Origin of the sequence: Pandoraea sp. B-6 (assembly GCF_000282835.1) — a bacterium.
GTDB classification, from domain to species: domain Bacteria; phylum Pseudomonadota; class Gammaproteobacteria; order Burkholderiales; family Burkholderiaceae; genus Pandoraea; species Pandoraea cepalis.
The window spans coordinates 1-23,838 of the sequence record NZ_AKXS01000316.1 but is presented as its reverse complement, the minus strand read 5'-3'; the positions used below and the strand labels follow the sequence as shown (position 1 = coordinate 23,838).

Below are 23,838 nucleotides of genomic sequence, written 5' to 3'. Positions count from 1 at the left end.
CGTTAGTGACTATTGGAGAACTTCAAATGACTTTGCAGCAGAAAGACTTGCACGCTCGCCTCGACGCGCATCTGGCGCGGTTCAATCGGAGCGACGCGCCGGGCCTCGTGGTCGGGGTCGCCCGTGAAGGACGGGCACTGTACCGCAAGGGGTTCGGCATGACGAGCCTCGAACATGGCGTCGCCAACACGCCGGCGACCCGGATGCGGATTGGCTCGACCAGCAAGCATTTCACTTGCCTTGCCGCCCTGCTTCTTGCCGAGGACGGCAAGTTGGATATCGATGCGGGTGTTCGCACGTATATGCCGGAACTGCCCGAGTTGGCGGGTGAACCCACGCTGCGCCAGTTGATGACGCACACCAGCGGCTATCGCTGTTATCTGGATTTGTCGGTGATCACGCAAGGCGTTTCCATGATTGGGCCGGGCGTGCCGCTGGCGGTCGAGCTACGGCAACGAGACGTCAATTTCCCCCCCGGGGAGCGCATGCTCTATTGCAACGGTGGATATCAGCTGCTGTCGCATATCATCGCGCGCGTGAGCGGCACGTCGTTCGAGCAGTTTCTTGAGCAGCGGATCTTCCGCGTCATGGGCATGAACGACACCGAATCCGTCAGCGACGACTTGCGAATCCGGCCGCGCATGGCCACACAGCATGTTCCCGACGGCGCTGGCGGGTATATCCGTGGGTTGTTTCCGACCGTCGATGTCTTGGGCGAAGGCGGTATCGTTTCCACGATCGACGATATGTTGAAGTGGGCCGGCCATCTTCGTCATCCGGTCAAACTGGGAAGTCCCGAAACGTGGCGTGAAATGCTGACGATGCCTCAATATTCGAGCGGGGAAGTCGGCGTCTACGCCCTGGGGTTGATGCGTTCACGGTATCGTAATGTCGAAACCATTCATCACGCGGGCGGCGTTTTCGGCGGAACATGCCAGATGCTGACGGTTCCCTCGCACGCATTGGATATCATTCTGATGAGCAACGGCGCACCGGTCGATCCCACGGCGCTTGCGACCGAGATTGTGGATATCGTCCTTGGTGATGAATTGCTTGGGTCGCCCCGACCGGTAGCGCAACTGGCTTCGGAGAATCCCGGGTTGCTCGGGAGGTATCTGTCCGTCGCCCCCCTTCAGTTGGTGGATATCGTTGAGCAGGACGGGCGTCTGCACGCAGTAACGCACAACCAGCAACATCCTCCTCAGCCGCTAATCGCGCTCGAGAGTGGGTACTGTATCGAAGACGGTGCAGGCGCGCAGACTCGCGTGATACCCCATGCACGTGCGGCGTCGGGCGAAGTGACGGCAATCGATTACATCGAATGCGGATGTGCCGTCACACTGAGCCGCCATGAAGGTGCCCCACCGGTTGGGTTGGAGATGGAAGGGCTCTGTGGTCAATACTTCAGCCACGATGCCGACGCGCATGCCGTCGTCTCGATTGAGGATGGGCTTCTGACGCTGTCCATTCGTGGCGCTGCGGGAGGTGCGCGTTATCGCCTGAGTCCGCTAACCCGGGATGCCTGGACCTTCGAGCCTGCCGATGCCTCGGCATTATCTTCGGGCACTGCGCTTGTTGAGCGTCGCGAGGACAAGGCTACCGCTTTTTCCCTCTACACGTCCCGCACGCGGGCCCTGCAGTTCTCTCGTATCGGATAACGTCGCCGTGCGGCGGGAACTCTAAACGTGAGTTCCCGCCGCCTGCCGATGCGTGGCGGGCGGGGCGACGCTTACGCTCAGGATTTCGCGAATAGAAGGTTTCGCGTCCGGGGGGTATTGATCGAAAATCCGTCGACATTCCGAGTGCCTGGGCGCCTGACGATAGAAATCGTTCCCCCTGTGATGGCGTTCGGCCCTCGTGGCGAAAAGCGGAAGAGATCGATGTCCACGGGAAAGACGTCGTAATGGCATTTGCCCGCTCTGCCCACGATCTCGAGTGACATGATCGCGCAAGCGTCGCCGCGAACAGCTTGTCCCGCCTCCGAACGGCGTAGCGTAGCGCGAGCATCTGCTTCTTCGCTGGCGTAGGCGCCGCTTAGGACGTCGATGTCCTCGATGCTCACCGACGCTGGCATCTCGACGCGGCGATAGGGTGTCGCGTGGCCGCAATGAGAGATGCACAACTGCCCTACTTCGTCCGGGTCGATCGCGGGTTCCCAGTGGAACAGGAATGTGCCGTCACCGCTCGACTCCAGTGCAAATTCGCCCGTATCGGTTTCGGTGGAATCGCGTTCATATAGCGTGGGAGCGCTCGGTTCCAGCGGACCGCTGAGCGTCATGATTCCGTCGCGCTCGGTGATGTCGTACACGGTGTCCCCGCTCGCTTCGCGATAGGTCCCGCCTCGTCCGAGTGCGGGAACCATTCTGGCAGGTTTCGGAGCGGCGTCGCCCTTCATCTCGTCGGCCAACAAGACATCCAGTATGCGAAGTGAGAGCGTAGTCGGCGCTGAGACGGCTCCATTACTAAGCAGAACGACATCGACGCCGTGCTCGGGAACGCACAGCATTTGGCATGTTCCCCCGACGACACCGCCTGCGTGATGGACCAGTTCGCACCCGCGATATTGCGTGCGCTTCAATCCCATCATGTAATCGCTGCGCAGGCCGCTGGAGAACGTTGGCGACGAGAACATCATTTCCCAAGTGGCGCGGCTTCCCACCAATTTTTCCCCGCGCAAATGGGCGCACCATTTGAGCATGTCGTCCACGCACGAGACGACGCTGCCTTCGCCAAGAATCTCACGCAAAGGAAATATTCCCCGGTTGTAAGATCGTTCGCCGGTTTTGACGTGGCTAGCGGCCATATGGCTTTGGAGCTGAAAATCGTCGGACAGGCAGAACGTATCGTTCATGCCCAACGGTGCGAAGATTTCGGAAGCGAGGAACGATGCGAACGATTGCGCGCTGATACGCTCAATCGCCAACGAAATCAGGTGATATCCGCCGTTGCAGTACATCATCCGCTCGCCCGCTGGAAAGTTGACACTTGTCTGCCGGCGCTGAATGTCAAGCATGTAGCCGGCCTGCGGCGCCGCCAATCCGTTGGTGAGAAGCGAGATGTCGAGCGCGCAACGCTGTCCGCTTGTGTGAAACATGAGCGAGCGCAGGGACGGCTCGCCAGCGATACCTGTCAGTTCCGGTAAATAGCGGCGGATCGGTGCATCAATGTCCAGCGCATTCGCTTCCTGGAGCAGCAAGGCGGCGAGGCACGTCATGTGCTTGGTCGTCGATCCGATACGCAGCCGGGTTCGCACATCCAATCCAACCCCTAATCCCGTGTTCGCGATGCCGAACGCACGGCGTAACACGACCTCGCCGTCAATCGCGGCGGCAACGACGACGCCCGGCGCATCGCTTTGGTTGAACGGATCAAACAGCGCCGTCAGCGCTTCGCCGTCAAATCGCTCCCGAGTCGACACGGCATATCCGCCTGAATCAATTTTTCTCATGCTGCGCATCCTCGCGGCCCCAGTGGCTATCGGGGCTTAGCAGATACCCATTCCGGTATTGGAACGCGGGCGTGCGATCTTCTGCCAGAAAGCAGGGCCCATCGAGATCGACCCGGTCACACAACTGCCCCAGAAGGTAGGCCGGGGCGACGCCGAGCGAGGTGCAGGGCATGCATCCAACCATTACCGAGAGTCCGAGGTCTCGAATGGGCGTAACCAGCGAAAGCGCTCGCGTGAGTCCACCGCATTTGTCGAGCTTGACGTTGACAACGTCATACCTGCGCGCGACGGTGGCAAGATCGTCCAGATCCTGAAACGATTCATCCGCGGCCATGCGAATCGGGTACTGCATCGATTCAAGGCATTCGTCCTCGCCGACCGGCAAGGGTTGTTCGAGCAGGTCGACGCCAACTCGCTGCATGACCGGCAGCATTTGCATCATGTGGGCTTGTGTCCATCCCTGATTGGCGTCGACAGACAGTTCGACGCCAGGGCAAGCCGCTCGAATCGCGAGGAGTCGATCTGCGTCGAGCGGGCTACCGTCCAGTTTGATCTTCAATGCAACGGCGCCCTCGTAACCGCGGGCCGCCTCGGCCATGGCTCGCGCTGTATCCACACCGACCGTGAATGAGGTCCGCAGCGGGCGCAGGCGTGAGCGTCCGGCCAATCGCGCGACCGTCATGCCGGAACACTGAGCGGCCAGAGACCATAGCGCCGCATCGACGGCATTTCTTGCACCGCCTGCCGGCATCAGCTCGATGAGGTCCTCCCGGGAGATGCCGCGCTCGATGTCGGGACGCACGGCGGCAAGCTGCTCGGCCATACTGTCCGGCGTTTCTGCCCGGTAGTAGACGCCGGCGGCCTCTCCCCGACCTTCGTGCTGACCGGACCTCAACGATACGACCAGAACGCGGGCCGCTTCAACGGTGTGACCCGAGATGTGAAAGGGGGTGGCCAACGGCCACCGTTCGATGAGAACGGAAAGCGTGCAGGGAATTGTCATTTGATCTCAGGCGTAGCGTTCGATGGCAAGGCGTACGGCATTGGCCGCACTGCGCATTAGGAGACAGGCCACGATGAATCCGGACAGCGCCACGGCAACGATGGCCCATATCAGACCAGAGGCGGTGCGGTGCAGGTGATCCGATATCAGGCCGATGGCCACAGGACTGCCGGACTGCATCAGCACCGTTGCCAGGACCCCGATGGCCGCCACTCTCGATCGCAGATACGGCGGGCAAATGCTCTGCATCAAGCCGGGAAACATGATCATGCCCGCCACGACGCACATGAACTGGGCGCCGAACAGGACGTAGACATACGACACGGATGGCGCGATCAAATAGCCGAGGCTGACGACGCAGGCCCCGAGGGCGCCCCACTCGCATACGCGCAGCGGGGCGAGCACGCCGAGTCGTGTGCCAAGGCGGCGAGCGAGCAGCCAGCCGAGAAAGCATCCGATGACGCTACCGATCATCGCGGCGCCGCCCAGTCCGGCGCCGGCCGTTGCCGGCGTTGCGCCAAAGAAGCGGACGGCAACGACCGGCATCCAGCTCGTAATGCCCGCGAAGGCCATGTTGACCAATGCGATCGCACCAAAGAAGCGGATCATCATCGGCATCTCCCGGCGGAAGTATTCCCGAGCCGCGAGTCCGGGTGCCAGCGCGTTGTCCGTCGCGCCCTTGATGTCCGAATGCGCGTAGCGCGGTCGGATCAGCGCGACGATCAGCACCAGCAACGGCGCAGGTACCGCGACGGCGAAGAATGCAATACGCCACGTGGACACGCTTCCCAGATGGAACGGTAATGCGCCATGCATCGTGTCGATCCCCTGGATCAGCAACCCGCCAAGTGCCATGCCTGCACCGGCGCTCAATAGATTGACCAGGGCAAAGACGGAGTTGGCGAGGATGCGCTGACGTGCGGGGAAAAGGTCGGGAAGCAAGCCGTAGATAATCGGCATGAGTCCCGCTTCGCCGATGCCCAGGCCGATCGATGCGATGAAGAGTGTCCAGAATCCGGTCGCCAAACCGCAAGCGGCAGTCGCGGCGCTCCAGAGAAGGATGCAAAGCGCCAGAATGACACGGCGGTCCACTCGGTCCGCGAGCCATCCGATCGGTATGGCCGCCGCACCGGCAAACAGCGCGATACCGGCACCTTGCAAAAGCCCCACCTGAATGTCGGCAAGGCCGAACTCTGTGCGGATGAGTTCGGCCAACAGCACCAGCATCTGGCGATCAACGTTGGCGAAGAAGGTCACGATGACGAGGGCCAAAAGCCCTAGCCACGCCCCGACACGCGCATATCCTTCGCGGCGTGCCGTCGTTGCATACGGCGGAATTTCGGTATTCGAATCGAACATTGGAAGTCCAGTTTTAGTGCGTCAGCGCGCGAGGACACTGGCAGGGAGACAAGGTGTCATTTTGCGAAGCGCTCGTTGCCAACCAGTCCAATGCGTGTCACCCCCAGCCGTTGCGCGGACGCCATGACCATGGCGACCGACCGATAGGGGGCTTGCGCGTCGGCACGCAGGTGCAGCTCCGTCGGCGGCGTTGACGTCGCGGCTTCGGTGAGATGGGTTTCCAATTGACCACGGTCGCTGAGCGGCAAGCCGTTCCATGCGACGACACCGCTCGCATCGACGTCGATCTGCACGACGAGCGGCGGGATCGTGGGGGCGGCGTTGGAGGGCGTGGGCATGTCGAGTTTTACGGCATGCGTCTGGATCGGGATGGTGAGAATCAACATGATCAGAAGCACCAACATGACGTCGATGAGTGGTGTCGTGTTGATCTCCACCAAAATGTCGCTGTTCTCGCCAGCGCCCGATGGCATGGTCATTGCCATGGCAGTCTCCTGATGTGGTGCGCGTCGAGCGCTATTGGCGCGGTGGCGCTTCCGTAATGAAGTCGACCTTGGCGATGCCTGCACGCTGGCATGCCAGGACAACGCGTCCGATCGCGGCGTAGCGAGCATCGAGGTCGCCGCGAATCTGCACTTCGGGTTGGGGTGTCAATACGGCGACCGTCTTGAGTTTCTCCAGCAACGTTGACGCATCGGGAATGCGTCGCTCGTCCCAATAGACCTCACCGTCTCGCGTGACGGCGAGGACAACGTTCTGAGGCGTGGTCTGCAGGGGTTGAACCGCTTCCTTCGGCAGAGTGACGGGAACGGTGTGCGAGACCACAGGAATGGTGATCAGGAAGATGATGAGTAGGACCAGCATCACGTCGACCAGCGGCGTCGTGTTGATGGTCGCCATGACCTCGTCGTGCTCTGCCCCGCCACTCCCGCCAGGTACGGTCATTGCCATGGCATCACCCCACGCGAGCGACTTGCGAGGTGCGGGTCGCCACGACGGCGGACGCTGTCGTTTTTCCGGTGAGCAGCACGTTGTGCAGTTCACTTCCGAAATCACGCACGCGCTCCATGACGGCCTTGTTGCGACGGACAAGCCAGTTGTATCCGAGCACGGCGGGCACGGCGACGGCCAGGCCGATGGCCGTCATGATCAACGCCTCGCCCACAGGCCCTGCAACCTTGTCGATGGACGCTTGCCCAGCGATACCGATGGCGGTAAGCGCGTGATAAATGCCCCAAACGGTACCGAAAAGTCCGACGAAGGGGGCCGTCGAACCGACGGTACCCAAGAAGGACAACCCATCCTGGAGCCGATTCGATACGCCGGTCATGGCACGTTCGATGGCGCTCGCGACCCAGGTATTCAAATCGGCCTGGTCAAGCATTGCCCCCTTGTGATGATCACGGGCCGATAGTCCGGTTTCGGCAATGTAGCGAAACGGGCTTTCCACATCGAGTGACCGGACGCCTTCGGACAGGGAAGCGGCGTTCCAGAACTTCGTTTCCGCGGCGCGCGCCCGACGCAGGACCTTCGCCTGTTCGAGCAGTTTGGCGACGATGATGTACCAACTCCCCATGGACATGACCACGAGAATGAGCAGGGTTCCGCGAGCGATCATATCGCCGCCTTCCCACAGGGCTTGCAGCCCGTACGGGTTGGTCACCGTCGAGGCCGCATGGGCGTTGAGCGAGGGGAACGCCGCGATCATCGATACGACGGCCATCGAGACCGCCGAGCCGCGCGCACGCGTTTTGGCACGAGATTGGAACTGAAACATGATCGTCTCCTTGACGTGAATGCAGGGTTGCATATGGGCTGCCGAGGACAGCCTCAATTGAGTTGAAAATCGAACGGAACCTGAACGCGTACCTCCTGGCCCTGCGCGACGCAATGAAACTGCCGGACCGCGTTCTCAGCCGCTCGGTCCAGCGCCGGGGCAGCCGATCGGGCGACACGAAGCTGTTTGATCTGCCCGTCGGTCCCGACAACAAACTCGACGAGCACGTTGCCCGTGATGTTGTCGCGAAGCGCTTCGCGCGGGTACCGGATGGCGGCCCGGACTTGCGCGGAGTTCGGGCAAACGACGCCGACGTTGCCCGCCACCGGCTTGCTTACGGGAGGCGCAGGTGGCGCCACCGGTGTCGTGGCGACGGGCTTGTCGGATTGAACGGCAATCGCATTGGGTTGTGGCGCTGCCGGTACCTGAACTTCAGGCGGCGGCACGTAAGCCTTCGGTTGGACCACGGGGCGTGGAGGCGGCGCGATCTTCTTTACCGGAGGGGGCGGTGGCGGAGGGGGGGGAGGTTTGATCTCCTCGATGATTCGTGTCTCAATGGGTGCCTGGATGATCGTCGCGACACGGGTTGCCAGCCCACTGAGCAAGGCATACAGAATGACTGCGTGCACGAGCAGTGCAACGCCGATTCCGAGCAGTCGCCGCGCGGGCGGTTTGGGTTGGGCGTAATTCATGGACTACGTGGCTCCTGCTTGCATATGTCTTGTGTGGAGTCACGTTACGGCTCGGGTATTTCTGTTTCATCTCGACTTTGTATCGGGTTTGATACATAGGAGATGCGGTGCACGGGCACTGAATGTTTCGAGACTGCAACAATTGCGCAAGATTGTCGGCACGTTTGTCGCGGATAATCCGGAAATCGGGGGATTCGATTCGACCTGGCGAGAGACCAAGAGAGGAACATGACCATGGCAACGCGCGTACTTGTAGTCGACGACGATGCACAGATACGTAGTCTGCTTTGCGAGTGCCTTGCCGGCTTTGGCATGACCTGTATGCAGGCCGCCAGCGGCGAGGAGATGCACGACGTGCTCGAGCACAACGATATCGACATCGTCGTACTCGATTTGATGCTTCCGGACAGCGACGGCCTTACGCTATGCAGAGAATTGCGCACGTCGTCGGAAATTCCCATCATCATGCTCACCGCGCGCGGCGAAATGACCGACCGAATTGTTGGCCTCGAACTCGGTGCCGATGACTATGTCGTAAAGCCGTTTGAGCCGCGCGAGTTGGTGGCACGAATTCAAACCATTCTTCGTCGTACCCGAGCGCAAACGAGGTCGACACCTGAGCCAAAGGACGAGCGGCGATTCGCGGGATGGCGCCTGAGTTTGATCGGTCGCCATCTCATTGCGCCCGACAACACCGTCATTCCGCTCTCGAACGCGGAATTCAGACTGCTGAACGCATTTCTTTCCGCACCCGGGCGCGTGCTGAGTCGTGAGTATTTGATGGATACGGCCCGAGGGAAGTCGATCGATGCATTTGATCGCAGCATCGACGTACAGATATCAAGGCTGCGGCAAAAGTTGCGAGAGGACATCAAGGAGCCAAGGTTGCTACGGACGATACGCGGAGAAGGCTACATGCTTGACGTTCGCGCACGATCAGATATGGAGGGGTAGGTTGTAGTGCGATACGTGCATTGAACGTCGGCACGTAGAACTATGCCTTCGCCACCGGTCACTGTCCCTGTCCCTGTCCCTGTAGGATCTTCCGGGATTACGCCGCGGGCGCATCGCAGTGACATCGCGCAAAACAAAAAGCCCCTGACGTCACCGTCAGGGGCTTTTTTACTTCTTTGGTAGGCCGTGCTGGGTTCGAACCAGCGACCAAGGGATTATGAGTTTGCAGCTAACTGTCGATGCCCAGGAAAATCAAGGGAAGGCAACCGTAAGCAGAAACATCGAAAAGTATTTACGTGTCAATAAGTTAGCGTAATTTTCAGGACGACGGCGAACGTTATGGGTGTACCGGGCTTGTACCGAAATTATTTGATCGCATGGCCGACAAAAAAGGGATTGCCACTGTCGCCTATTCCGGCTGGCCCGCCAGCTCTTCTGTGCCGGCTTTGCCTCAACCCACTAAGGCCGATTTCATCCCATCAGCAACATCCGAGTTGTCGAATTCGCCCCATTAGATCGGCCGGTCACATCCGTGACGAGGCCGCGAAGGCGCCTCGTAGCAGTCGGTGCGACGAGTAGCGCTATCGCCCGTGACACTTCTTGAACTTATTGCCCGAGCCGCAGGGGCATGGATCATTGCGCCCGGTCCTTTACGACGTTGCTGGATTCGCTGAACGCGGCGACCTCGCCTCCCGAAAAATTCGGGGCCTCGACGCCTATTCCGATGACCTTCACGGTCCAATGCGCGAGCGACATATAAGCCTGAGATGCCATGGTCGACAACGATTTAGGAAGACGCAGACAGTGCCGACTGAACGTACTGGTCCAATCACGGGGCTCTACGATTCCGGATATGCCCCGATCTGATGTCACCCAGCCGAACCTCCCGACCGTATCATTCCACTTTGTCGATGGCCGGTGGCCGCCACGTCCGTTCGATGGGGAAAGATGCAATATTCACAACATCAATAGCGGCAGCAAGACTTCCCCCATCCGTATCCTGCAAGGCAGCACTTCCGCTCAATAAATCAGCACCTTCTCTGTGCGGGTAACACCGTCATAGGTTCCACTGGTTTCTGTAAATCGCGTGGTTGGCGGCGTCCGTAGACCAAGCCTTAGCGGATTACCGTGCAGCCTCTTCGAACCCATAGAGGCGCGCCGGGTTTTCGACAAGAATCCGCGTGCGCATCAATTCATCTGGCACCCACGTCAACATCTGATCAAGGAGGTCGGCGGTATTGGGCATCTTACCTTTGAACGCGACGTGCGGCCAGTCGCTTCCCCAAAGCAGACGGTCCGGATTAACCTCCAGCATTGCATCGACAAACGGCTTCATTTCCGCGTAGGGCGGAGCCTCGGCTACCCGATATGCCGCAGAGAGTTTTACCCAGCAACGCCCGGTCTCAAGCAACCCAAGCAGCGCCTTGAAGGTCGGCTGATTGATACCTCCAGACGGTCGAACCGACCCGACATGATCGAGTACCACGTCGACCGGGAGCGAACTAAGCGCGCCTTGCATTTCCGCCAACGGGTCGCGTCCGCAATCACTCATTACGTGCAGCTGGACGTGCCATCCCAGCGAGGCAATGCGTCTAGCCATTTCGGGCATTTCCTCAAGCGGAGCGGCTCCCGCATGACCGATTGTGTAGCGTATTCCCCTTACACCTGCGCTGTTTAGACGCTCGAGTTCCGCATCACTGACGTCGGCTCTAAGCGAAGCGATCATTCGCGCCGGACGCCCGGCCTCAGACAAGGCATCAAGATGCCGCCGGTTATCCGTGCCGTACCCACTGGGCTGAACCAAGACCACTCGATCAATTCCCAACGTGTCGAGGAGTTCATTCAGTGTCGACGGGAGCGCGTCCGGAACGTCAAACGCACGTGTGCTCGCCACTGGATACCGGGCCACAGGGCCATATACATGTACATGGCAGTCCGTGGCTCCCGGGGGGCATTTCAGTACCGGCGTGCGCGGCGAAGGATCCGGCGGCTGGCAAAGCTCAATCATTGGCGGTGTCTCCATGGAATGCACCCGCAGGCAGACTGCGGGTGACAGGATGCAACAGGAACAAGGTTGTTTCCTGCGCACTAATCGAAAATTCGCGACTCGTCGAGAATGACGGATACCTCCTTGTTTTTTTCCGAATAGCCATCGAACGGCTGCCCGTGTTCATCGATTCGCGCGAGAACGTCCGACTCAGGGTCGATAGCTGCACCTACACGCAGCATCACAAGAGGCTCATCCTCGTCGGCGTGAAACGAATAGAGAGCACCTGCCGGTACGAGCACGCAGTCGTTACGCCCAACACGCTTTGTTTCCCCACGGGGTCCAAAGAATGTCGCACCTCCCTGCAGCACGACGAAGACGTGATCTTCGTTTGTGTGGGCGTGAATTTCGTTCTCGCCGCCGCTCGCATAGGTCTTAAGAACCACGTTCATGTACGGAGAAGCTCCCAGCACCTGATTTGTCCGCCCTTGCCGCGGAAGCTTTGCACGGATATGGAAAAAGCTTGGCGTCTTGCGTTTGGCCATTTCCGCCATCGCCTCCCTCCATTCCTTCGCGCTATTGGCAATGGGTGCAAACTCCACACCTGAAACTGCTGCTGACATGATGTGTCCTCCTCAAAAAGCTGGGTAAATATCCTGAGTCTGCCGATGAGAGATCGCTCAGAATGCGGTCATAAGGAAAACAACTGGCCCGCGCGAACATGGCCGTCGCCTATGCCACATAGACGCAGCGCGTACCAGGCCATTACCTGGTTGCTGGTAATCACAGGTCGCGCGAGAACCCGCTCAATTTCTGCAATAACGGGTAGCGTACGAATCGCTGTACAGCTGATGAAATATGCATCCGCATCCTCGTGCTTCGCATTGATGGCCAAGTCCAGCCATGTGCCAGGCGCGACGGCATACATTTCCTGCGGATGGGAAAAACCCAATGCCTGAACTGACAAAGTCTCGATGCCGAAATGAGAGAGAAACCGCACTTCCCGCTCGTTAATTTCATCCACGTAGGGCGTAATCAGCACCACCTTTTTCGCATTCAGAGCACGCAACGCGTTAATGATCGCTTGTGCGGTAGTCGCCGCCTGCGTTGCTGTACAAGTGCCAATACGCTGACACAGCCTGCTATCCATGGCTGGGTCCCAGGTGGAAACAGCTGTGCAATGGAATACAATCAGTGACGGCTCCGTGTCAGCCAGCAACGCCGCCGCGTGCTCGACCCCCTCTGTCATCCCGAGCAACTCTTCGCGGCTGCTACCTTTGAGCGGTAGCCGCGTTACGTGGATACCTACGTCATAGGGCAGAATTGCCCGGAGTTCCGCTTCAGCCGCGATATTGCCCGAGGGCAACAGCACGCCTAGCCGGGCACGTTTTCCGTATGCGATCGAGTCAATTGTCATTCACGCCTCCCGGATACCGAGAAGGACGCGCTCTTCGATTTCTTCATACCGCTCGTGGTCGTTCTGATGCTGGGTCATAAGCGAAACAACGACACTGACCAGGAAACTTAGCGGCACGCAGACGAGGGCCGGATTACGCATTGCAAAAGGTGCGGTGGCGTGCTTCAGCACATCCACCTGGATGGTTGGCGAGAAATAGATAAATAGCAGGCTTGCCACGAGGCCGACCAGCATGCCGCACACAGCTCCCGCAGCCGTGTAGCGCTTCCAGTAGATCGCCAGAAAGATCGCCGGGAAATTTGCAGCGGCCGCTACCGCAGTCGCGAGCCCGACAAGGAAAGCCACATTCTGGCCTCTCAGTACGAGACCAAGCACAATGGCGACAAGTGCAAGTAAGACGGTAGAAACACGTGCCACCAGCAGGGTTTCCCGCTGAGTGCTGCGGCCCTTCCTGACAACCGTACCGTAGAGATCATGGGCGACTGCTGTCGCCCCGGTAATTAGCAAACCCGACACGACCGCCAGAATCGTTGCAAACGATACCGCCGAGACAAAGCCGAGGAACGAGACGCCGCCGAGCTTCTCGGCGAGTAGCGGTATAGCCATATTGCCCCCCTTGTCCATGGCCCGTATTGCGGTCGCGCCCACCAGTTGCATTGCCGCAAAGCCGAGAATAAACGTCAACATGAGAAACACGCTGATGATCGTCGTCGCGTAGACGAGAGACTTGCGCGCGGCGCGCCCATCCGGGACTGTGAAGAACCGCATGAGCACATGGGGCAAACTTGCCACGCCCAAGGCAAGTGCGAGGGCAACCGATACAGCGTCCAGCGGGTTTGAAATCAACCGCCCCGGCGATAGGACCGCAGCACCGTGCTGTGCACCGGCGGACGCGAGAAGGTTCACTGGATTAAAGCCAAAATATGAAAGGGCCATGACGGTCATCCCGACCGCAGCGAACGACATCAATACTGCCTTGATAATCTGGACCCAGGTCGTCGCCAGCATGCCACCAAAGATGACGTAGACAAGCATAAATCCACCAATGATCCAGATCGCGATGTCGTAGTCCATTCCAAAAAGGAGGTGGATTAAATCTCCAGCGCCGACCATCTGCATCACCAGATAGCAAATGGTAATTCCGAGTGTGGTGACGCCAGTAATGATGCGGATCCTAGGCGAGTCGAGGCGGTACGCGAGAACGTCTCCGAACGAATACTTTCCGAGATTGCGCAGTGGCTCGCCAAAGAGGAACAGCATGACGGGCCAACCCATGACGCCGCCGATCGCATAAATGAGGCCATCAAAGCCAGCAAGGGAGACAAGACCGGATATTCCAAGAAAGCCTGCCGCAGCGACGAAGTCGCCAGCTAATGCAATTCCATTCTGAAATGGTCCGATACTTCGCCCTGCTGCAAAGAACTGCTCTGCAGTCCTGGTGCGCCTCGATGCCCACCAGGTGATGGCGAGAGTAGAGACTAGAAAGAGAACGAAGAGAACAACCGATACTGCGTTAGCGCGACCGCCTGCAAAGTTCGCTTGCATTTCAACGGCCTCCTTTTGCCAACCGGTGCACCGCCACATCATGTACACGGTTAACCCATGTGACATAGCCGAATGTGAGAACAAGAGCAAACACGACGGCGGCTACTCCAGCGAGAATGGCAAACGAAAGTCCAGGCACAATCTGTACAGACAGGGCATCCTTGAAAAAAGCGATTGACAGGATAAAAATAAAGTAAGCAGTCAGCATCAGCACCGTCAACCCAAGGGCAACATGCTGGTGACGACGACCAATCGATTGCAGCGTTTCAGGCGTTGGAAGCGCCGCAGCTGAAGATGTAGTGATCTGCATATCGTCTCCTGTTAGCAGAACTTATTTGATGGGCTACCGCCCCGAAGGGTCCGCATGCCATTAAGCAGGCATTTATTATTAGAAATCTAATTATTAATGTCGGACGGTCGCCTAGCTGCCGATCCCATGCGGCTCAGGCCACCTTACATTTGATTCATGTCAAACCGAGTGAGTTGATTCTGGCATCGCAACTGCAATTGGCGCGAGGGAATTTCAAAAGTTGCTTTATTTGCAATCGATCTGATTGATTCCTATTGGTATTTTCCCGTAACAGAGACCCATACTGTCCGATTTTCTGGGAGATTATTGGCTCCGCATAGACAATCATTGCAATATTTGCAACACGACATGAAAACGGTAGCCACAGCACTGCGCATCCTGGACCTGTTCGCCGACGGCGCGGGACAGCGATCGGTAAGCGAAATTGCGGAACATTGCCAGCTTCCACGAAGCCAAGTGTCCCGAATCTTGAGCACGTTTGGACGAGCAGGATGGCTTTACCAGGATCCCAAGACCCGGAGGTACTCCGTGGGCCTGCCCGCCTATGTAGTCGGGTCCAGATTCGTCCAGTCCCATCCGCTGACGAAGCATGCCATTCCGATTTTGCGAGGTATCGTTGATCGAAGCGGTTTCAATACCACCCTTTCAATTCTTGATCATCTGAAGCCTCTTTATCTGCTCGGAATTGCTGGCCCGGTCCCCGTTGACCTGTCTTCAGCGTTCGGTTCGTACTTTCCATTTCACGCAACGGCTGCGGGGAAAGTACTTGCCGCTTTCGCTCCACCTGACGTACGTGAGCGAATGCTGCAGGAAACGACACTGGAGCGGATAACGAGCCGGACCATCACCAATCGAGAACAGCTTCGGCATGAACTCGAACAGGTGTTCAGACGCGGGTATGCGTCGTCGGACGGCGAACGGGTACCGGGTATGGGCGCGCTTGCAGTTCCTGTCATCACCCACTCGGGCCAAGTGGCAGCAGCGATCGGTAACGCGTTCCCAACGAGCATGGTCTCAGTCGATGATCGTGAATACCACGTGGAAATTCTCAAGAGTGGAGCGCGGTCGCTTGTAGAGCGAATCGAAGGACCGTTGTATCAGCATCGGCGGTGATGACCTTACCCCGCGGAGTACACCAATCGTAAGTTAGTGACGTTGCTGATTTGAGGTTGATGCAATTGCCGGAATTGGTCCGGCGCCAGTTGCCCGAGGGCGCTGTGCGGGCGCACAGTGTTGTAATCGTTGCGCTATGCCTCAATGCGTTTGCGCGCGTCGTCAAGGCTTCGGAACGCGTGCTGATTCAAACATTCTTCGCGCAAGTGCCCGTTGAAGCTCTCGATGTGCGCATTCTCGACTGGCTTTCCCGGACGGATGAACTGAAGCCGCACGCCGTGCTCGTGGGCCCAGGCGTCCAGCGCCTTGCGGACGAACTCTGGCCCGTTACCGACTTGAATGACCGCAGGACATTGGACCGGCCAGAGTTTCATAAACACTCGACCTCTTCGATTACAGGTGTTGCAACGACCGGTTGAATCCGCCGCGGCTTTTTTTAGAATGTCGCGCTCCTCGGTCATGCGCTTGAGCTCGGCCTTCAGTCGCCGAACCTCGGCGCTCTGATCCAGCTCCGCCTTCCGCAAAGCGTCGGGCCTGCCGAACTTCAGTTTCCAGGCGAAAAGGCTGTGGGTCGTGATGCCCTGCCGCTGCGCCACATCCGCCACGGAATGACCCCCGTTCGGTTACCGGTTTGACTTCCTCGATCTTGAACGCGTACGTGGACCGCTTGCCACTCATGCCGACCTACTCGGTTGCCATAAATTATGGCTCGAAGATGTCTACGAAAGACTGGCCGGTCCATTATGCCTGTCTCGTCAGACAACTAGATACACCACGAAAGCTGACGATCTCTGCCTTTGAGGCGGCTGGTACAAACCCGTAGTTGCCAACTCAATGCAACGCACGTACTCTAATCAATAATTAGACCTCTAATGACATCCAACGCAGTCGGTAAGCAGTCCAGGCATAGATTCACATGCCGATTGTCCGACGGCGCGAGACGACCCAGCTGTGAGGCTAGCAGTTCGGGAAAATACAAGCGGCGTTCCGCCGAACAGAGCGCTTCTAGTTTTGACGCAGAGACCCCACGCGTCACGAGAATCGCACCGTGAGCTGTCTACGATGCTGAAGATAGCCCCGCATTTCAGCACTCAAGTCACGCCCCAAATAGGAGACGATAGTGTCCAACTGCAATACAGCGCGCCTCGAAGAAGCCGAAGCACTTCCCCTACCGAAGGCACGGGACCTGTTCTATGGTGGAGAGTGGCATCGCCCAGTTGAAGGTCAATACGAGGACTCCATCGATCCTTCGAACGGCACCAGTATCGCGACGGTCGCACAGGCTCAGCGGACAGATACCGAGGCCGCCATCGAGGCAGCACACGCGGCCTGGCCGGCATGGCGCAGTCTGCCAATGAAGCAACGCCAAGCGATGATGCATGAGGCAGCGAGGAGGTTGCGCGCTCATGCGCGCGAATTCGCCCTCATCGATGCTATCGACACCGGCAATCCCGTCGCAGAGATGCTCGTCGATGCACAGGTCGCGGCCGACTCTCTCGACTACTTCGCCGGGATCGCCCCGATGCTCAAGGGAGAAACGATTCCCGTAAGCGACGACAGTCTGCACTACACCATCAGGGAACCGATCGGCGTCGTCGCCAGAATCGTCGCATACAACCATCCGCTGATGTTCGCGGCGGGAAAGATTGCGGCCCCACTCGCGGCAGGCAACACCGTCATCGTCAAGCCCCCCGTGCAGGCCCCCCTTTCCTGCCTGCGGCTTGCTGAAGTACTCCAGGATGTATTTCCGCCAGGGGTTCTGAACATCCTGCCCGGTGGCAAGGAATGCGGTCAGGTGCTCGCTTCACACCCGCTGGTCAAGAAAGTCACCCTCATTGGCAGCGTCCCGACCGGTCGTGCGATTCTGCGCAGTGCCGCTGAAACGATCAAGCCCGCATTGCTTGAACTGGGAGGCAAGAACGCGCTGATTGCCTTTCCGGATGCCGATCGCGACGCGCTCGTGTCGGGAATCATGCGCGGCATGAATTTCACCTGGGCCGGGCAGTCCTGCGGCTCGACCAGCCGCGTCTTTCTCCATGCATCGATTCATGACGAGATACTCGAGCGGGTGGCCGATGAACTGCGCAAGCGCCACATCCCCGGGCCACCGACTGATCCGGCGACCACGATGGGGCCCATGATTTCGGCTGCGCGCCGCGACGAGGTCATGTCCTTCATCGAATCCGCGAAGCGCGAAGGCGCGCGGCTGGTGACCGGCGGAAAGGCGCCTGACGATCCACGTCTGCAGTCCGGCTTCTACATCGAACCAACGATTTTCTCGGAAGTGACACCCGCAATGCGCATCGCGCGGGAAGAGATCTTTGGTCCGGTCATGGCCGTGTTCCGATGGGACGACGAAAGTGCTCTGCTCGACGCTGTCAATGGCACCGAATTTGGCCTGACGGCTTCAATCTGGACGCAGTCGCTCAAAACTGCACATCGCTGCGCATCCTGCGTGCAGGCGGGCTACATCTGGATCAACCAGACCAGTCGCCACTACCTCGGCGTGCCGTTCGGCGGAGCGAAGAACTCAGGGCTTGGCCGTGAGGAATGCCTTGATGAATTACTAGATTTCACCGCCGTTAAAAGCGTCAATGTCCAGCTCTGATTGATTCTCTACATCACCACAGATGAACACTTCCAAAGACGCTATCGAAGCGCCCCTCCACCGTTCAGAAATGCCGCAACACGATGAAAGCGACAAATATTGGGGGAGTGACGGTATTGCTGAACTCCTCCGCGCCTTTCACATCCCCTATCTCTGCCTCAATCCAGGCTCCAGCTTTCGCGGCCTGCATGACAGCATCGTTAACCACACCGGGAATGTCTCCCCGCAGATGCTGCTCTGCCTGCACGAGGAACACGCAGTGGCAATTGCGCACGGATATGCGAAGGTCACAGGACGCCCGCTCGCCGTCGCCCTGCACAGCAATGTGGGACTGATGCACGCGAGCATGGCAATCTACAACGCCTGGTGCGATCGCGTGCCGATGCTCATTCTGGGCGCCCACGGCCCCGTCGACGCCGCCAAACGCCGACCGTGGATAGACTGGATCCACACCTCGCAAGATACCGGCGCACTAGTCAGGCCCTTCGTGAAGTGGGACAATCAGCCGCTTTCTGTCGACGCCAGCTTCGAGGCCATCCTGCGGGCATTCCAGATCACGCGCACCGCCCCTTGCGCCCCTGTCTATGTCTGCCTCGATGTCACGGTCCAGGAGGCTCGGCTGCCGAAACCGCCGCTTGTCCCGGACGCCAGCCGCTTCGCACCGCCTGGAGCACCCCATCCTCGCCCGATGGACATCGAGCGCGCCGTCGAAGCACTCGAGTCCGCCCAGAAGCCTGTCATGCTGGTCGGCCGGGTCTCCAGGGACACAGTGGAGTGGAAGGAACGCATCGCCTTGGCAGAGCGGCTCGGCGCAACCGTCCTGACCGACCTGAAGACGGCCGCGAGCTTCCCGACCGATCACGCACAACACCCTTTCGCCCCCGCCTTCTTCGTCAATGGTCCTGCAGCCGAAGCATTGAGAGCCGCAGACGTGGTCATCTCGCTCGACTGGGTCGACCTGAGCGGAACGCTCAAGGCTGCGTGGCCTGATGGGCAGGTACAGGCCACCGTCATTTCCGTGTCGCTCGACCACACACTCCACAACTCCTGGAGCTATGACCACCAGGGCTTACCGCCCGTCGATCTGCCCATCGCATCGGATGTCGGCGTCGTCGTGCGGGAACTGCTGGCCAATCTGCAACATGAGCGGACCGCAGAGCGCGTTGCAACGACCCGGCCCGCTCAAGCCACATCAACAGAAGACCCGCAGACGATTTCAATGGCGGGACTCGCCTCCGCCCTTCGCAGGGCAACAGACGACTCGCAGGTGACCCTCATCCGCCTGCCTTTGGGCTGGAGCGGGGAGCTCTGGCAGTTCACCTCACCGCTTGACTACCTCGGATACGACGGCGGCGCCGGCATCGGCTCGGGCCCCGGCATGGCAGTCGGTTCCGCGCTGGCGCTGTCAGACACCGGACGCCTTCCCGTGGCCATCATCGGCGACGGCGACTTCCTGATGGGAAACTCGGCCCTCTGGTCCGCTGCCCAGCTGAAAGTTCCGATGCTGATCATCGCCGCAAACAACCAGTCCTTCTACAACGACGAAGTCCATCAGGAACGAGTTGCGCTCGAGCGTGACAGACCCGTCGAAAACAAGTGGATTGGCCAGCGCATCAGCTCGCCGCCGATCGACCTCGCCGCGATAGCGCGCGCCCAAGGATTTATCGCATCAGGCCCGGTAAAAGCGATGGAACAGCTGGAGCTGGCCATCGAACAGGCGGTTCGGGACGTGAATGCCGGCCACGCAGTGTTTCTCGACGTTTATGTTGCTCCCGGCTACGCCCCATCCATGAGCCGAGGCATGACCGAATCAGCGACATCCACCAGCTGATCTGGACTACTAGGTATTTGTACCGACCTTCGTGCACTAGCCTCAAGTTGATTTATAGTCCACGATATAGATAGACGTCTAATTTTTTCAACAAAGACCTAAAAGCCGAATGAATACAACCACGGAGACTCAGATGCGCAAAACTTCAGCCTTCTGCCCGCGATGGGCTCGAGCGCTTCTTTTGGTAACAGCTGTTCTGGGTGCGAGTCCCGGCGCGTTTGCTGAGAACCAAACTATACGCGTGGGATACACGATAACCACAGATATCGCCTCTGCAGCGCTTTTCAGCGCTCAGAAAAAAGGGCTGTTCAAGCAAGCCGGCCTCGACGTGCAACCCCAGCCGTTTGTTCAATCGAGCCAGAAATATGATGCCTTCAAAGGTAAAGCGATTGATCTTGACATCAATGCCGGTGGCGTCGAAGCAGCACAGCTGTTTGCAGCCGGTGTTCCACTCGTTGTTCTGAAGGCAATTCAACCTGCTGACTTTTGGGCGGTGGTAGTCAAGCCAACGTCTACAGCCCAAGGCCCGGCGGACTTTAAAGGCAAGCCTTACGGCGTCGTTTCCCTGGCAGGAACGAACTTCGGCGCGACCTACCTTGCCTTCAAGATCGAAAATGTCGATCTGATGCGAGACGTTAAGGTATCCGTGCTGCCCCCAGCTGGGCTAATCGCAGCGCTACAAAACGGGTCAATCGCGGGCGCAACGCTTTATGAGCCGTATCTCAGCCAGGCGATTAGCTCAGGCGCCGCAAAAGAACTCTTTCGTCCAGATTCTCTCTACCGCCGTCGCTACGGCACGACGCTGTTCGCGCTCAACGTGACGGCACGCAAAGACTTCTACGAGGCCAATAAACCTGCTGTCAAAAAATTCCTGACCATCTTGGAAACCGAGGCGCGCAACCTCCCGACTAACCTTCCTTACGCTTCGGCGGCGCTGTCCGAATCCGTCCCAGCATTGAAGGCGTCGCCATCACAGGTTGAAGCGCTCCTTAAACCGTACGCGGGCGACTACATCACAGATCAGAACGACCCGGTATTTCTCAAGCAGGTGCAGGTTTATTACGATCATCTTTACGAAATCAAGCAGGTTCCACGCCAGATCAACGCATCTGACTTTTGGATAATGCCCTGAGGGAATCATCATGAAAGTGGCAATATCACCGGCCGCCGTACCGAGTGCATCCTATCGGCGCAGTCTGCGTCGCGCACAACGAAACCGGCTTATCGCCAGTGCAGCGGCATTTGCTTTTCTACTGATCGGTTGGCAGCTTTTCTCATTATCTCAACCGGCGTATGTGTTTCCTTCACTCCCTCACGTCTTTCAAGACATCGCTGGTTTTGCAAGCGATGGTATTCTTTGGAGTGCGACATTTGCTACCGTTAAGTCCGTCGCTGCCGGTGCCTTCGCCTCCCTTGTCATTGGTACCCTTGCAGGATTCGCTCTGAAAAAGTACGAATCCTTCTTCGGGCCGTTGTTGAACTTCGCTCAGACAGTTCCGTACGTCGTCTGGGCCTTGATGTCAATGATATGGTTCGGTCTCACGCAAGCGTCCGTGATCTTCACGATTTTCATTGCCGGGTTCACGATCATCGCGTTCAACGTCGCCGCAGGACTTCAGCAGGTCGATCAGCAACTGATCGAGATGGGTGTGTCCGTGCGAGCAAATTCGTTCATGACATTCCGACATATTACTCTGCCAAGTCTTACGCCCTATCTGGTGAGCGGATCGAGAACAATGGTGGCTGTTTGCTGGAAAATCGTTGTTCTGGCTGAGTTGTTCGCCGGAGGAGCTAGCGGCGGCGGTATTGGCTACAACCTCTATGTGGGGTGGGAGTTCAACCGCACAAATGAGGTTTTCGCGTGGACTGTCTGGCTTGTAGTCCTGATGCTGCTAACCGACTGGCTAGTAATTGCGCCGATTGCACGGCTGGCAAACCGCTGGAAGAAATCGTGAACTTTCGCCATGAGTAATATCATTATCTCCGGCCTGACCAAGGCGTTCGAAACACCGAGCGGTCCCATTACGATTCTCGACAACGTTGACCTGACGATCAACGAAGGGGAGTTCATATGCCTGCTCGGTCCATCCGGCTCCGGAAAATCTGTCACGCTTAACTGTATCTCCGGCTTCCTCAAGCCAACGGACGGAAACGTGATGGTCGACGGAATGCCCGTCACCAAGAAGAGGCCGAACTACGGCTATGTATTCCAACAGCCGCGTCTAATGCCCTGGCGCACGGTGGAAGACAACCTGCGGTTCGCGCTGCGAGCAGAGACCGGACGAGAAGTGCCGGACGAACAACTCAAGATCGACTCCGTACTTGAGTTGGTCAATCTGACTGGCTATGAACGCTTCTATCCTCACCAAATCTCTGGTGGCATGCAACATCGCGTCGGTATTGCACGCGCTTACGTGCGTGACCCCGGCCTTCTTTTGATGGATGAACCGTTTGGGGCACTCGACGAAATTACCGCGCGAAAGCTACGTGCCGAGCTAGTTGCGACGTGGACCAAGCGACGCAGGACAGTCGTCTTTGTCACCCACGACATCATCGAAGCTTGCTATCTGGCGGACCGCATTGTTGTCTATACGCCTAAACCGACTAGAATCGCGTCGATTATAAAAATTGACCTTCCAAGACCACGTGAGTATGGAAGCCCCGAGATGCATGACGTGGAGTCGGAGGTGCTTTCCGTCTTCGAGCGCACCATGAAGGAATTTATGGATGCAACCACCGAATGACCGGCTGCGTCACCATCCGCCAAGTCTAATATGATCCTGTAATGACCCAGCAGAACTTGCTCAGGTCAGGCGGCTAAAGCAAAAGCCTCGGCCGGGGTCATCATCTTCAGTGTCTAGCAGGCTGTTGAAATACCTCCCGCAGACGTCATCGGAGCGTGAGGGGTATACGTTGAACGAAGGAATCGACCAACACTGAGAGCGAAGGGATGCGCGGAGCGGACGGCTACACCGAGACGATGTTCACGATGGCGAAGCTCGACGACTTCGTGCCGGCCAATCACCCGCTGCGACCGATTCGCCTCTGGTTGAACGACGCTCTCAAGCGCATGGACGGCGTGTTTGCGCGCATGTACGAGAGCGATGCAAAAGGCGGCAGGCCGAGCATCGCGCCCGAGAAGCTGATTCGCGCGCTGTTGCTGCAAGTGCTGTATTCGATTCGCAGCGAGCGCATGCTGATGGAGCAAATCTCCTACAACATGCTGTTTCGTTGGTTTGTCGGCTTGGCGATGGACGATGCGGTGTGGGACCACTCGACGTTCAGCAAGAACCGCGACCGACTGCTCGTGCACGATGTCATCGTGGGCTTGTTCAACGAGACGGTGGAGACGGCGCATGCACGCGGTCATCTCTCGGGCGAGCACTTCAGCGTCGACGGCACGTTGATTCAGGCGTGGGCGGGCCATAAAAGCTTCGTGCGAAAGAGCAAGTCCGATGACGATACGCCGCCTGGGGGCGGTGTTCGCCAGCGCGAGGATTGGCACGGCGAGAAGCGCAGCAACGAGACGCATGAATCGAGCAGCGATAGCCAGGCGAAGTTGTTCCGCAAGAGTCGCAACACCGGCGCGATACTTTGCTATATGGGGCACGTGCTTACGGACAACCGGCACGGACTGGTGGTCAACGCGCAGGTGACGCAGGCCAACGGTACGGCCGAACGCGACGCAGCAGCCGACATGCTCGCCGATGCGGCGCGCCTTGCCGATAGGCCGATTACGGTGGGTGCCGACAAAAATTACGACACAGCGGGATTGACCTCCCCCCGCTTAACCG

General features: G+C 58.5%; 21 protein-coding genes and 4 pseudogenes. 10 read left to right on the top strand and 15 right to left on the bottom strand.

The window, feature by feature from the left end:
* Positions 1 to 26 precede the first annotated feature (26 nt).
* Positions 27 to 1,658, top strand: coding sequence for a serine hydrolase (locus A985_RS0102935; protein ID WP_017231937.1), 1,632 nt, complete (start codon positions 27 to 29; stop codon positions 1,656 to 1,658).
* Between the two features lie 77 nt (positions 1,659 to 1,735).
* Here the strand turns inward: A985_RS0102935 and A985_RS0102930 are convergent, their stop codons facing one another.
* From A985_RS0102930 to A985_RS0102900, 7 genes are read right to left on the bottom strand one after another with little or no spacing between them, the layout of a single operon-like run.
* On the bottom strand, positions 1,736 to 3,448 hold the full coding sequence (locus A985_RS0102930) for a serine hydrolase (RefSeq protein WP_157211333.1): 1,713 nt from the start codon (positions 3,446 to 3,448) through the stop codon (positions 1,736 to 1,738).
* Positions 3,435 to 4,451, bottom strand: coding sequence for a dipeptide epimerase (locus A985_RS0102925; RefSeq protein ID WP_017231935.1), 1,017 nt, complete (start codon positions 4,449 to 4,451; stop codon positions 3,435 to 3,437). The genes A985_RS0102930 and A985_RS0102925 overlap by 14 nt, the downstream gene beginning before the upstream one ends.
* 6 nt (positions 4,452 to 4,457) lie before the next feature.
* Positions 4,458 to 5,810: an MFS transporter gene (locus A985_RS0102920; RefSeq protein ID WP_017231934.1), complete on the bottom strand. Its 1,353-nt coding sequence runs from the start codon at positions 5,808 to 5,810 to the stop codon at positions 4,458 to 4,460.
* 56 nt (positions 5,811 to 5,866) lie between these two features.
* Positions 5,867 to 6,295 (bottom strand): biopolymer transporter ExbD, encoded by a 429-nt coding sequence (locus A985_RS0102915; protein WP_017231933.1) that lies wholly within the window; start codon positions 6,293 to 6,295, stop codon positions 5,867 to 5,869.
* Positions 6,296 to 6,326: 31 nt separating this feature from the next.
* The gene (locus A985_RS0102910; protein ID WP_026131600.1) at positions 6,327 to 6,761 is read right to left on the bottom strand and encodes a biopolymer transporter ExbD; all 435 of its coding nucleotides are present in this window, start codon (positions 6,759 to 6,761) and stop codon (positions 6,327 to 6,329) included.
* Positions 6,762 to 6,765: 4 nt separating this feature from the next.
* Positions 6,766 to 7,587 carry a MotA/TolQ/ExbB proton channel family protein gene (locus A985_RS0102905; protein ID WP_039829778.1) on the bottom strand — a complete coding sequence of 274 codons (822 nt, stop codon included), beginning with the start codon at positions 7,585 to 7,587 and terminating at the stop codon, positions 6,766 to 6,768.
* Between the two features lie 53 nt (positions 7,588 to 7,640).
* Positions 7,641 to 8,279 carry an energy transducer TonB gene (locus A985_RS0102900; RefSeq protein WP_017231930.1) on the bottom strand — a complete coding sequence of 213 codons (639 nt, stop codon included), beginning with the start codon at positions 8,277 to 8,279 and terminating at the stop codon, positions 7,641 to 7,643.
* A gap of 234 nt (positions 8,280 to 8,513) precedes the next feature.
* On the opposite strand from A985_RS0102900, the gene A985_RS0102895 reads away from it, so the two are divergent.
* The gene (locus tag A985_RS0102895; RefSeq protein ID WP_017231929.1) at positions 8,514 to 9,233 is read left to right on the top strand and encodes a response regulator; all 720 of its coding nucleotides are present in this window, start codon (positions 8,514 to 8,516) and stop codon (positions 9,231 to 9,233) included.
* Positions 9,234 to 9,814: 581 nt separating this feature from the next.
* On the opposite strand, the pseudogene A985_RS29755 reads toward A985_RS0102895, so the two are convergent.
* The 6 genes and pseudogenes from A985_RS29755 to A985_RS23945 all read right to left on the bottom strand — a co-directional run.
* Positions 9,815 to 9,874, bottom strand: a pseudogene (locus A985_RS29755) (SEC-C metal-binding domain-containing protein); the annotation flags it as partial.
* Between the two features lie 482 nt (positions 9,875 to 10,356).
* Positions 10,357 to 11,241: an amidohydrolase family protein gene (locus A985_RS0102885; protein ID WP_026131597.1), complete on the bottom strand. Its 885-nt coding sequence runs from the start codon at positions 11,239 to 11,241 to the stop codon at positions 10,357 to 10,359.
* A gap of 80 nt (positions 11,242 to 11,321) precedes the next feature.
* Positions 11,322 to 11,843: a cupin domain-containing protein gene (locus A985_RS0102880; RefSeq protein WP_026131596.1), complete on the bottom strand. Its 522-nt coding sequence runs from the start codon at positions 11,841 to 11,843 to the stop codon at positions 11,322 to 11,324.
* A 68-nt stretch (positions 11,844 to 11,911) separates the two neighbouring features.
* Positions 11,912 to 12,637, bottom strand: a complete 726-nt coding sequence (locus A985_RS0102875) for a hypothetical protein (RefSeq protein ID WP_017231925.1) — start codon at positions 12,635 to 12,637, stop codon at positions 11,912 to 11,914.
* A complete protein-coding gene (locus A985_RS0102870; RefSeq protein WP_017231924.1) occupies positions 12,638 to 14,182 on the bottom strand; it encodes a cation acetate symporter in 1,545 nt (514 codons plus the stop codon).
* Between the two features lies 1 nt (position 14,183).
* Positions 14,184 to 14,492 (bottom strand): DUF485 domain-containing protein, encoded by a 309-nt coding sequence (locus A985_RS23945; RefSeq protein WP_017231923.1) that lies wholly within the window; start codon positions 14,490 to 14,492, stop codon positions 14,184 to 14,186.
* A 348-nt stretch (positions 14,493 to 14,840) separates the two neighbouring features.
* On the opposite strand from A985_RS23945, the pseudogene A985_RS29750 reads away from it, so the two are divergent.
* Both A985_RS29750 and A985_RS27310 read left to right on the top strand, forming a co-directional pair.
* Positions 14,841 to 14,990: pseudogene (locus tag A985_RS29750) on the top strand (helix-turn-helix domain-containing protein); the annotation flags it as partial.
* Between the two features lie 30 nt (positions 14,991 to 15,020).
* Positions 15,021 to 15,605, top strand: coding sequence for an IclR family transcriptional regulator (locus A985_RS27310; RefSeq protein WP_232424497.1), 585 nt, complete (start codon positions 15,021 to 15,023; stop codon positions 15,603 to 15,605).
* A 5-nt stretch (positions 15,606 to 15,610) separates the two neighbouring features.
* On the opposite strand, the pseudogene A985_RS28860 reads toward A985_RS27310, so the two are convergent.
* A pseudogene (locus tag A985_RS28860) lies at positions 15,611 to 15,955 on the bottom strand (transposase); the annotation flags it as partial.
* 81 nt (positions 15,956 to 16,036) lie between these two features.
* A pseudogene (locus A985_RS23935) lies at positions 16,037 to 16,283 on the bottom strand (transposase); the annotation flags it as partial.
* 442 nt (positions 16,284 to 16,725) lie between these two features.
* Between A985_RS23935 and A985_RS0102850 the strand changes: the two are divergent.
* From A985_RS0102850 to A985_RS0102825, 6 genes are all read left to right on the top strand, one after another.
* On the top strand, positions 16,726 to 18,213 hold the full coding sequence (locus A985_RS0102850; protein WP_017231920.1) for an aldehyde dehydrogenase family protein: 1,488 nt from the start codon (positions 16,726 to 16,728) through the stop codon (positions 18,211 to 18,213).
* A gap of 22 nt (positions 18,214 to 18,235) precedes the next feature.
* Positions 18,236 to 20,044 carry a thiamine pyrophosphate-binding protein gene (locus A985_RS0102845; protein WP_017231919.1) on the top strand — a complete coding sequence of 603 codons (1,809 nt, stop codon included), beginning with the start codon at positions 18,236 to 18,238 and terminating at the stop codon, positions 20,042 to 20,044.
* 133 nt (positions 20,045 to 20,177) lie between these two features.
* A complete protein-coding gene (locus A985_RS0102840) occupies positions 20,178 to 21,176 on the top strand; it encodes an ABC transporter substrate-binding protein (RefSeq protein WP_017231918.1) in 999 nt (332 codons plus the stop codon).
* Between the two features lie 10 nt (positions 21,177 to 21,186).
* Complete coding sequence (locus A985_RS0102835; protein WP_026131595.1) at positions 21,187 to 21,999, top strand: ABC transporter permease; 813 nt, start codon at positions 21,187 to 21,189, stop codon at positions 21,997 to 21,999.
* Between the two features lie 9 nt (positions 22,000 to 22,008).
* Positions 22,009 to 22,788 carry an ABC transporter ATP-binding protein gene (locus A985_RS0102830; RefSeq protein WP_017231916.1) on the top strand — a complete coding sequence of 260 codons (780 nt, stop codon included), beginning with the start codon at positions 22,009 to 22,011 and terminating at the stop codon, positions 22,786 to 22,788.
* A 206-nt stretch (positions 22,789 to 22,994) separates the two neighbouring features.
* The coding region (locus A985_RS0102825; RefSeq protein WP_017231915.1) for an IS5 family transposase at positions 22,995 to 23,838 on the top strand (844 nt) is incomplete at its 3' end.

Coding starts and splice junctions, on each gene's coding strand:
- A985_RS23945 (WP_017231923.1), bottom strand. CDS start 14,492: ATGCAGATCACTACATCTTCAGCTGCGGCGCTTCCAACGCCTGAAACG.
- A985_RS0102910 (WP_026131600.1), bottom strand. CDS start 6,761: ATGGCAATGACCGTACCTGGCGGGAGTGGCGGGGCAGAGCACGACGAG.
- A985_RS0102905 (WP_039829778.1), bottom strand. CDS start 7,587: ATGTTTCAGTTCCAATCTCGTGCCAAAACGCGTGCGCGCGGCTCGGCG.
- A985_RS0102900 (WP_017231930.1), bottom strand. CDS start 8,279: ATGAATTACGCCCAACCCAAACCGCCCGCGCGGCGACTGCTCGGAATC.
- A985_RS0102875 (WP_017231925.1), bottom strand. CDS start 12,637: ATGACAATTGACTCGATCGCATACGGAAAACGTGCCCGGCTAGGCGTG.
- A985_RS0102915 (WP_017231933.1), bottom strand. CDS start 6,295: ATGGCAATGACCATGCCATCGGGCGCTGGCGAGAACAGCGACATTTTG.
- A985_RS0102925 (WP_017231935.1), bottom strand. CDS start 4,451: ATGACAATTCCCTGCACGCTTTCCGTTCTCATCGAACGGTGGCCGTTG.
- A985_RS0102870 (WP_017231924.1), bottom strand. CDS start 14,182: ATGCAAGCGAACTTTGCAGGCGGTCGCGCTAACGCAGTATCGGTTGTT.
- A985_RS0102835 (WP_026131595.1), top strand. CDS start 21,187: ATGAAAGTGGCAATATCACCGGCCGCCGTACCGAGTGCATCCTATCGG.
- A985_RS0102930 (WP_157211333.1), bottom strand. CDS start 3,448: ATGAGAAAAATTGATTCAGGCGGATATGCCGTGTCGACTCGGGAGCGA.
- A985_RS0102840 (WP_017231918.1), top strand. CDS start 20,178: ATGCGCAAAACTTCAGCCTTCTGCCCGCGATGGGCTCGAGCGCTTCTT.
- A985_RS0102920 (WP_017231934.1), bottom strand. CDS start 5,810: ATGTTCGATTCGAATACCGAAATTCCGCCGTATGCAACGACGGCACGC.
- A985_RS0102935 (WP_017231937.1), top strand. CDS start 27: ATGACTTTGCAGCAGAAAGACTTGCACGCTCGCCTCGACGCGCATCTG.
- A985_RS0102895 (WP_017231929.1), top strand. CDS start 8,514: ATGGCAACGCGCGTACTTGTAGTCGACGACGATGCACAGATACGTAGT.
- A985_RS0102830 (WP_017231916.1), top strand. CDS start 22,009: ATGAGTAATATCATTATCTCCGGCCTGACCAAGGCGTTCGAAACACCG.
- A985_RS0102845 (WP_017231919.1), top strand. CDS start 18,236: ATGAACACTTCCAAAGACGCTATCGAAGCGCCCCTCCACCGTTCAGAA.
- A985_RS0102885 (WP_026131597.1), bottom strand. CDS start 11,241: ATGATTGAGCTTTGCCAGCCGCCGGATCCTTCGCCGCGCACGCCGGTA.
- A985_RS0102880 (WP_026131596.1), bottom strand. CDS start 11,843: ATGTCAGCAGCAGTTTCAGGTGTGGAGTTTGCACCCATTGCCAATAGC.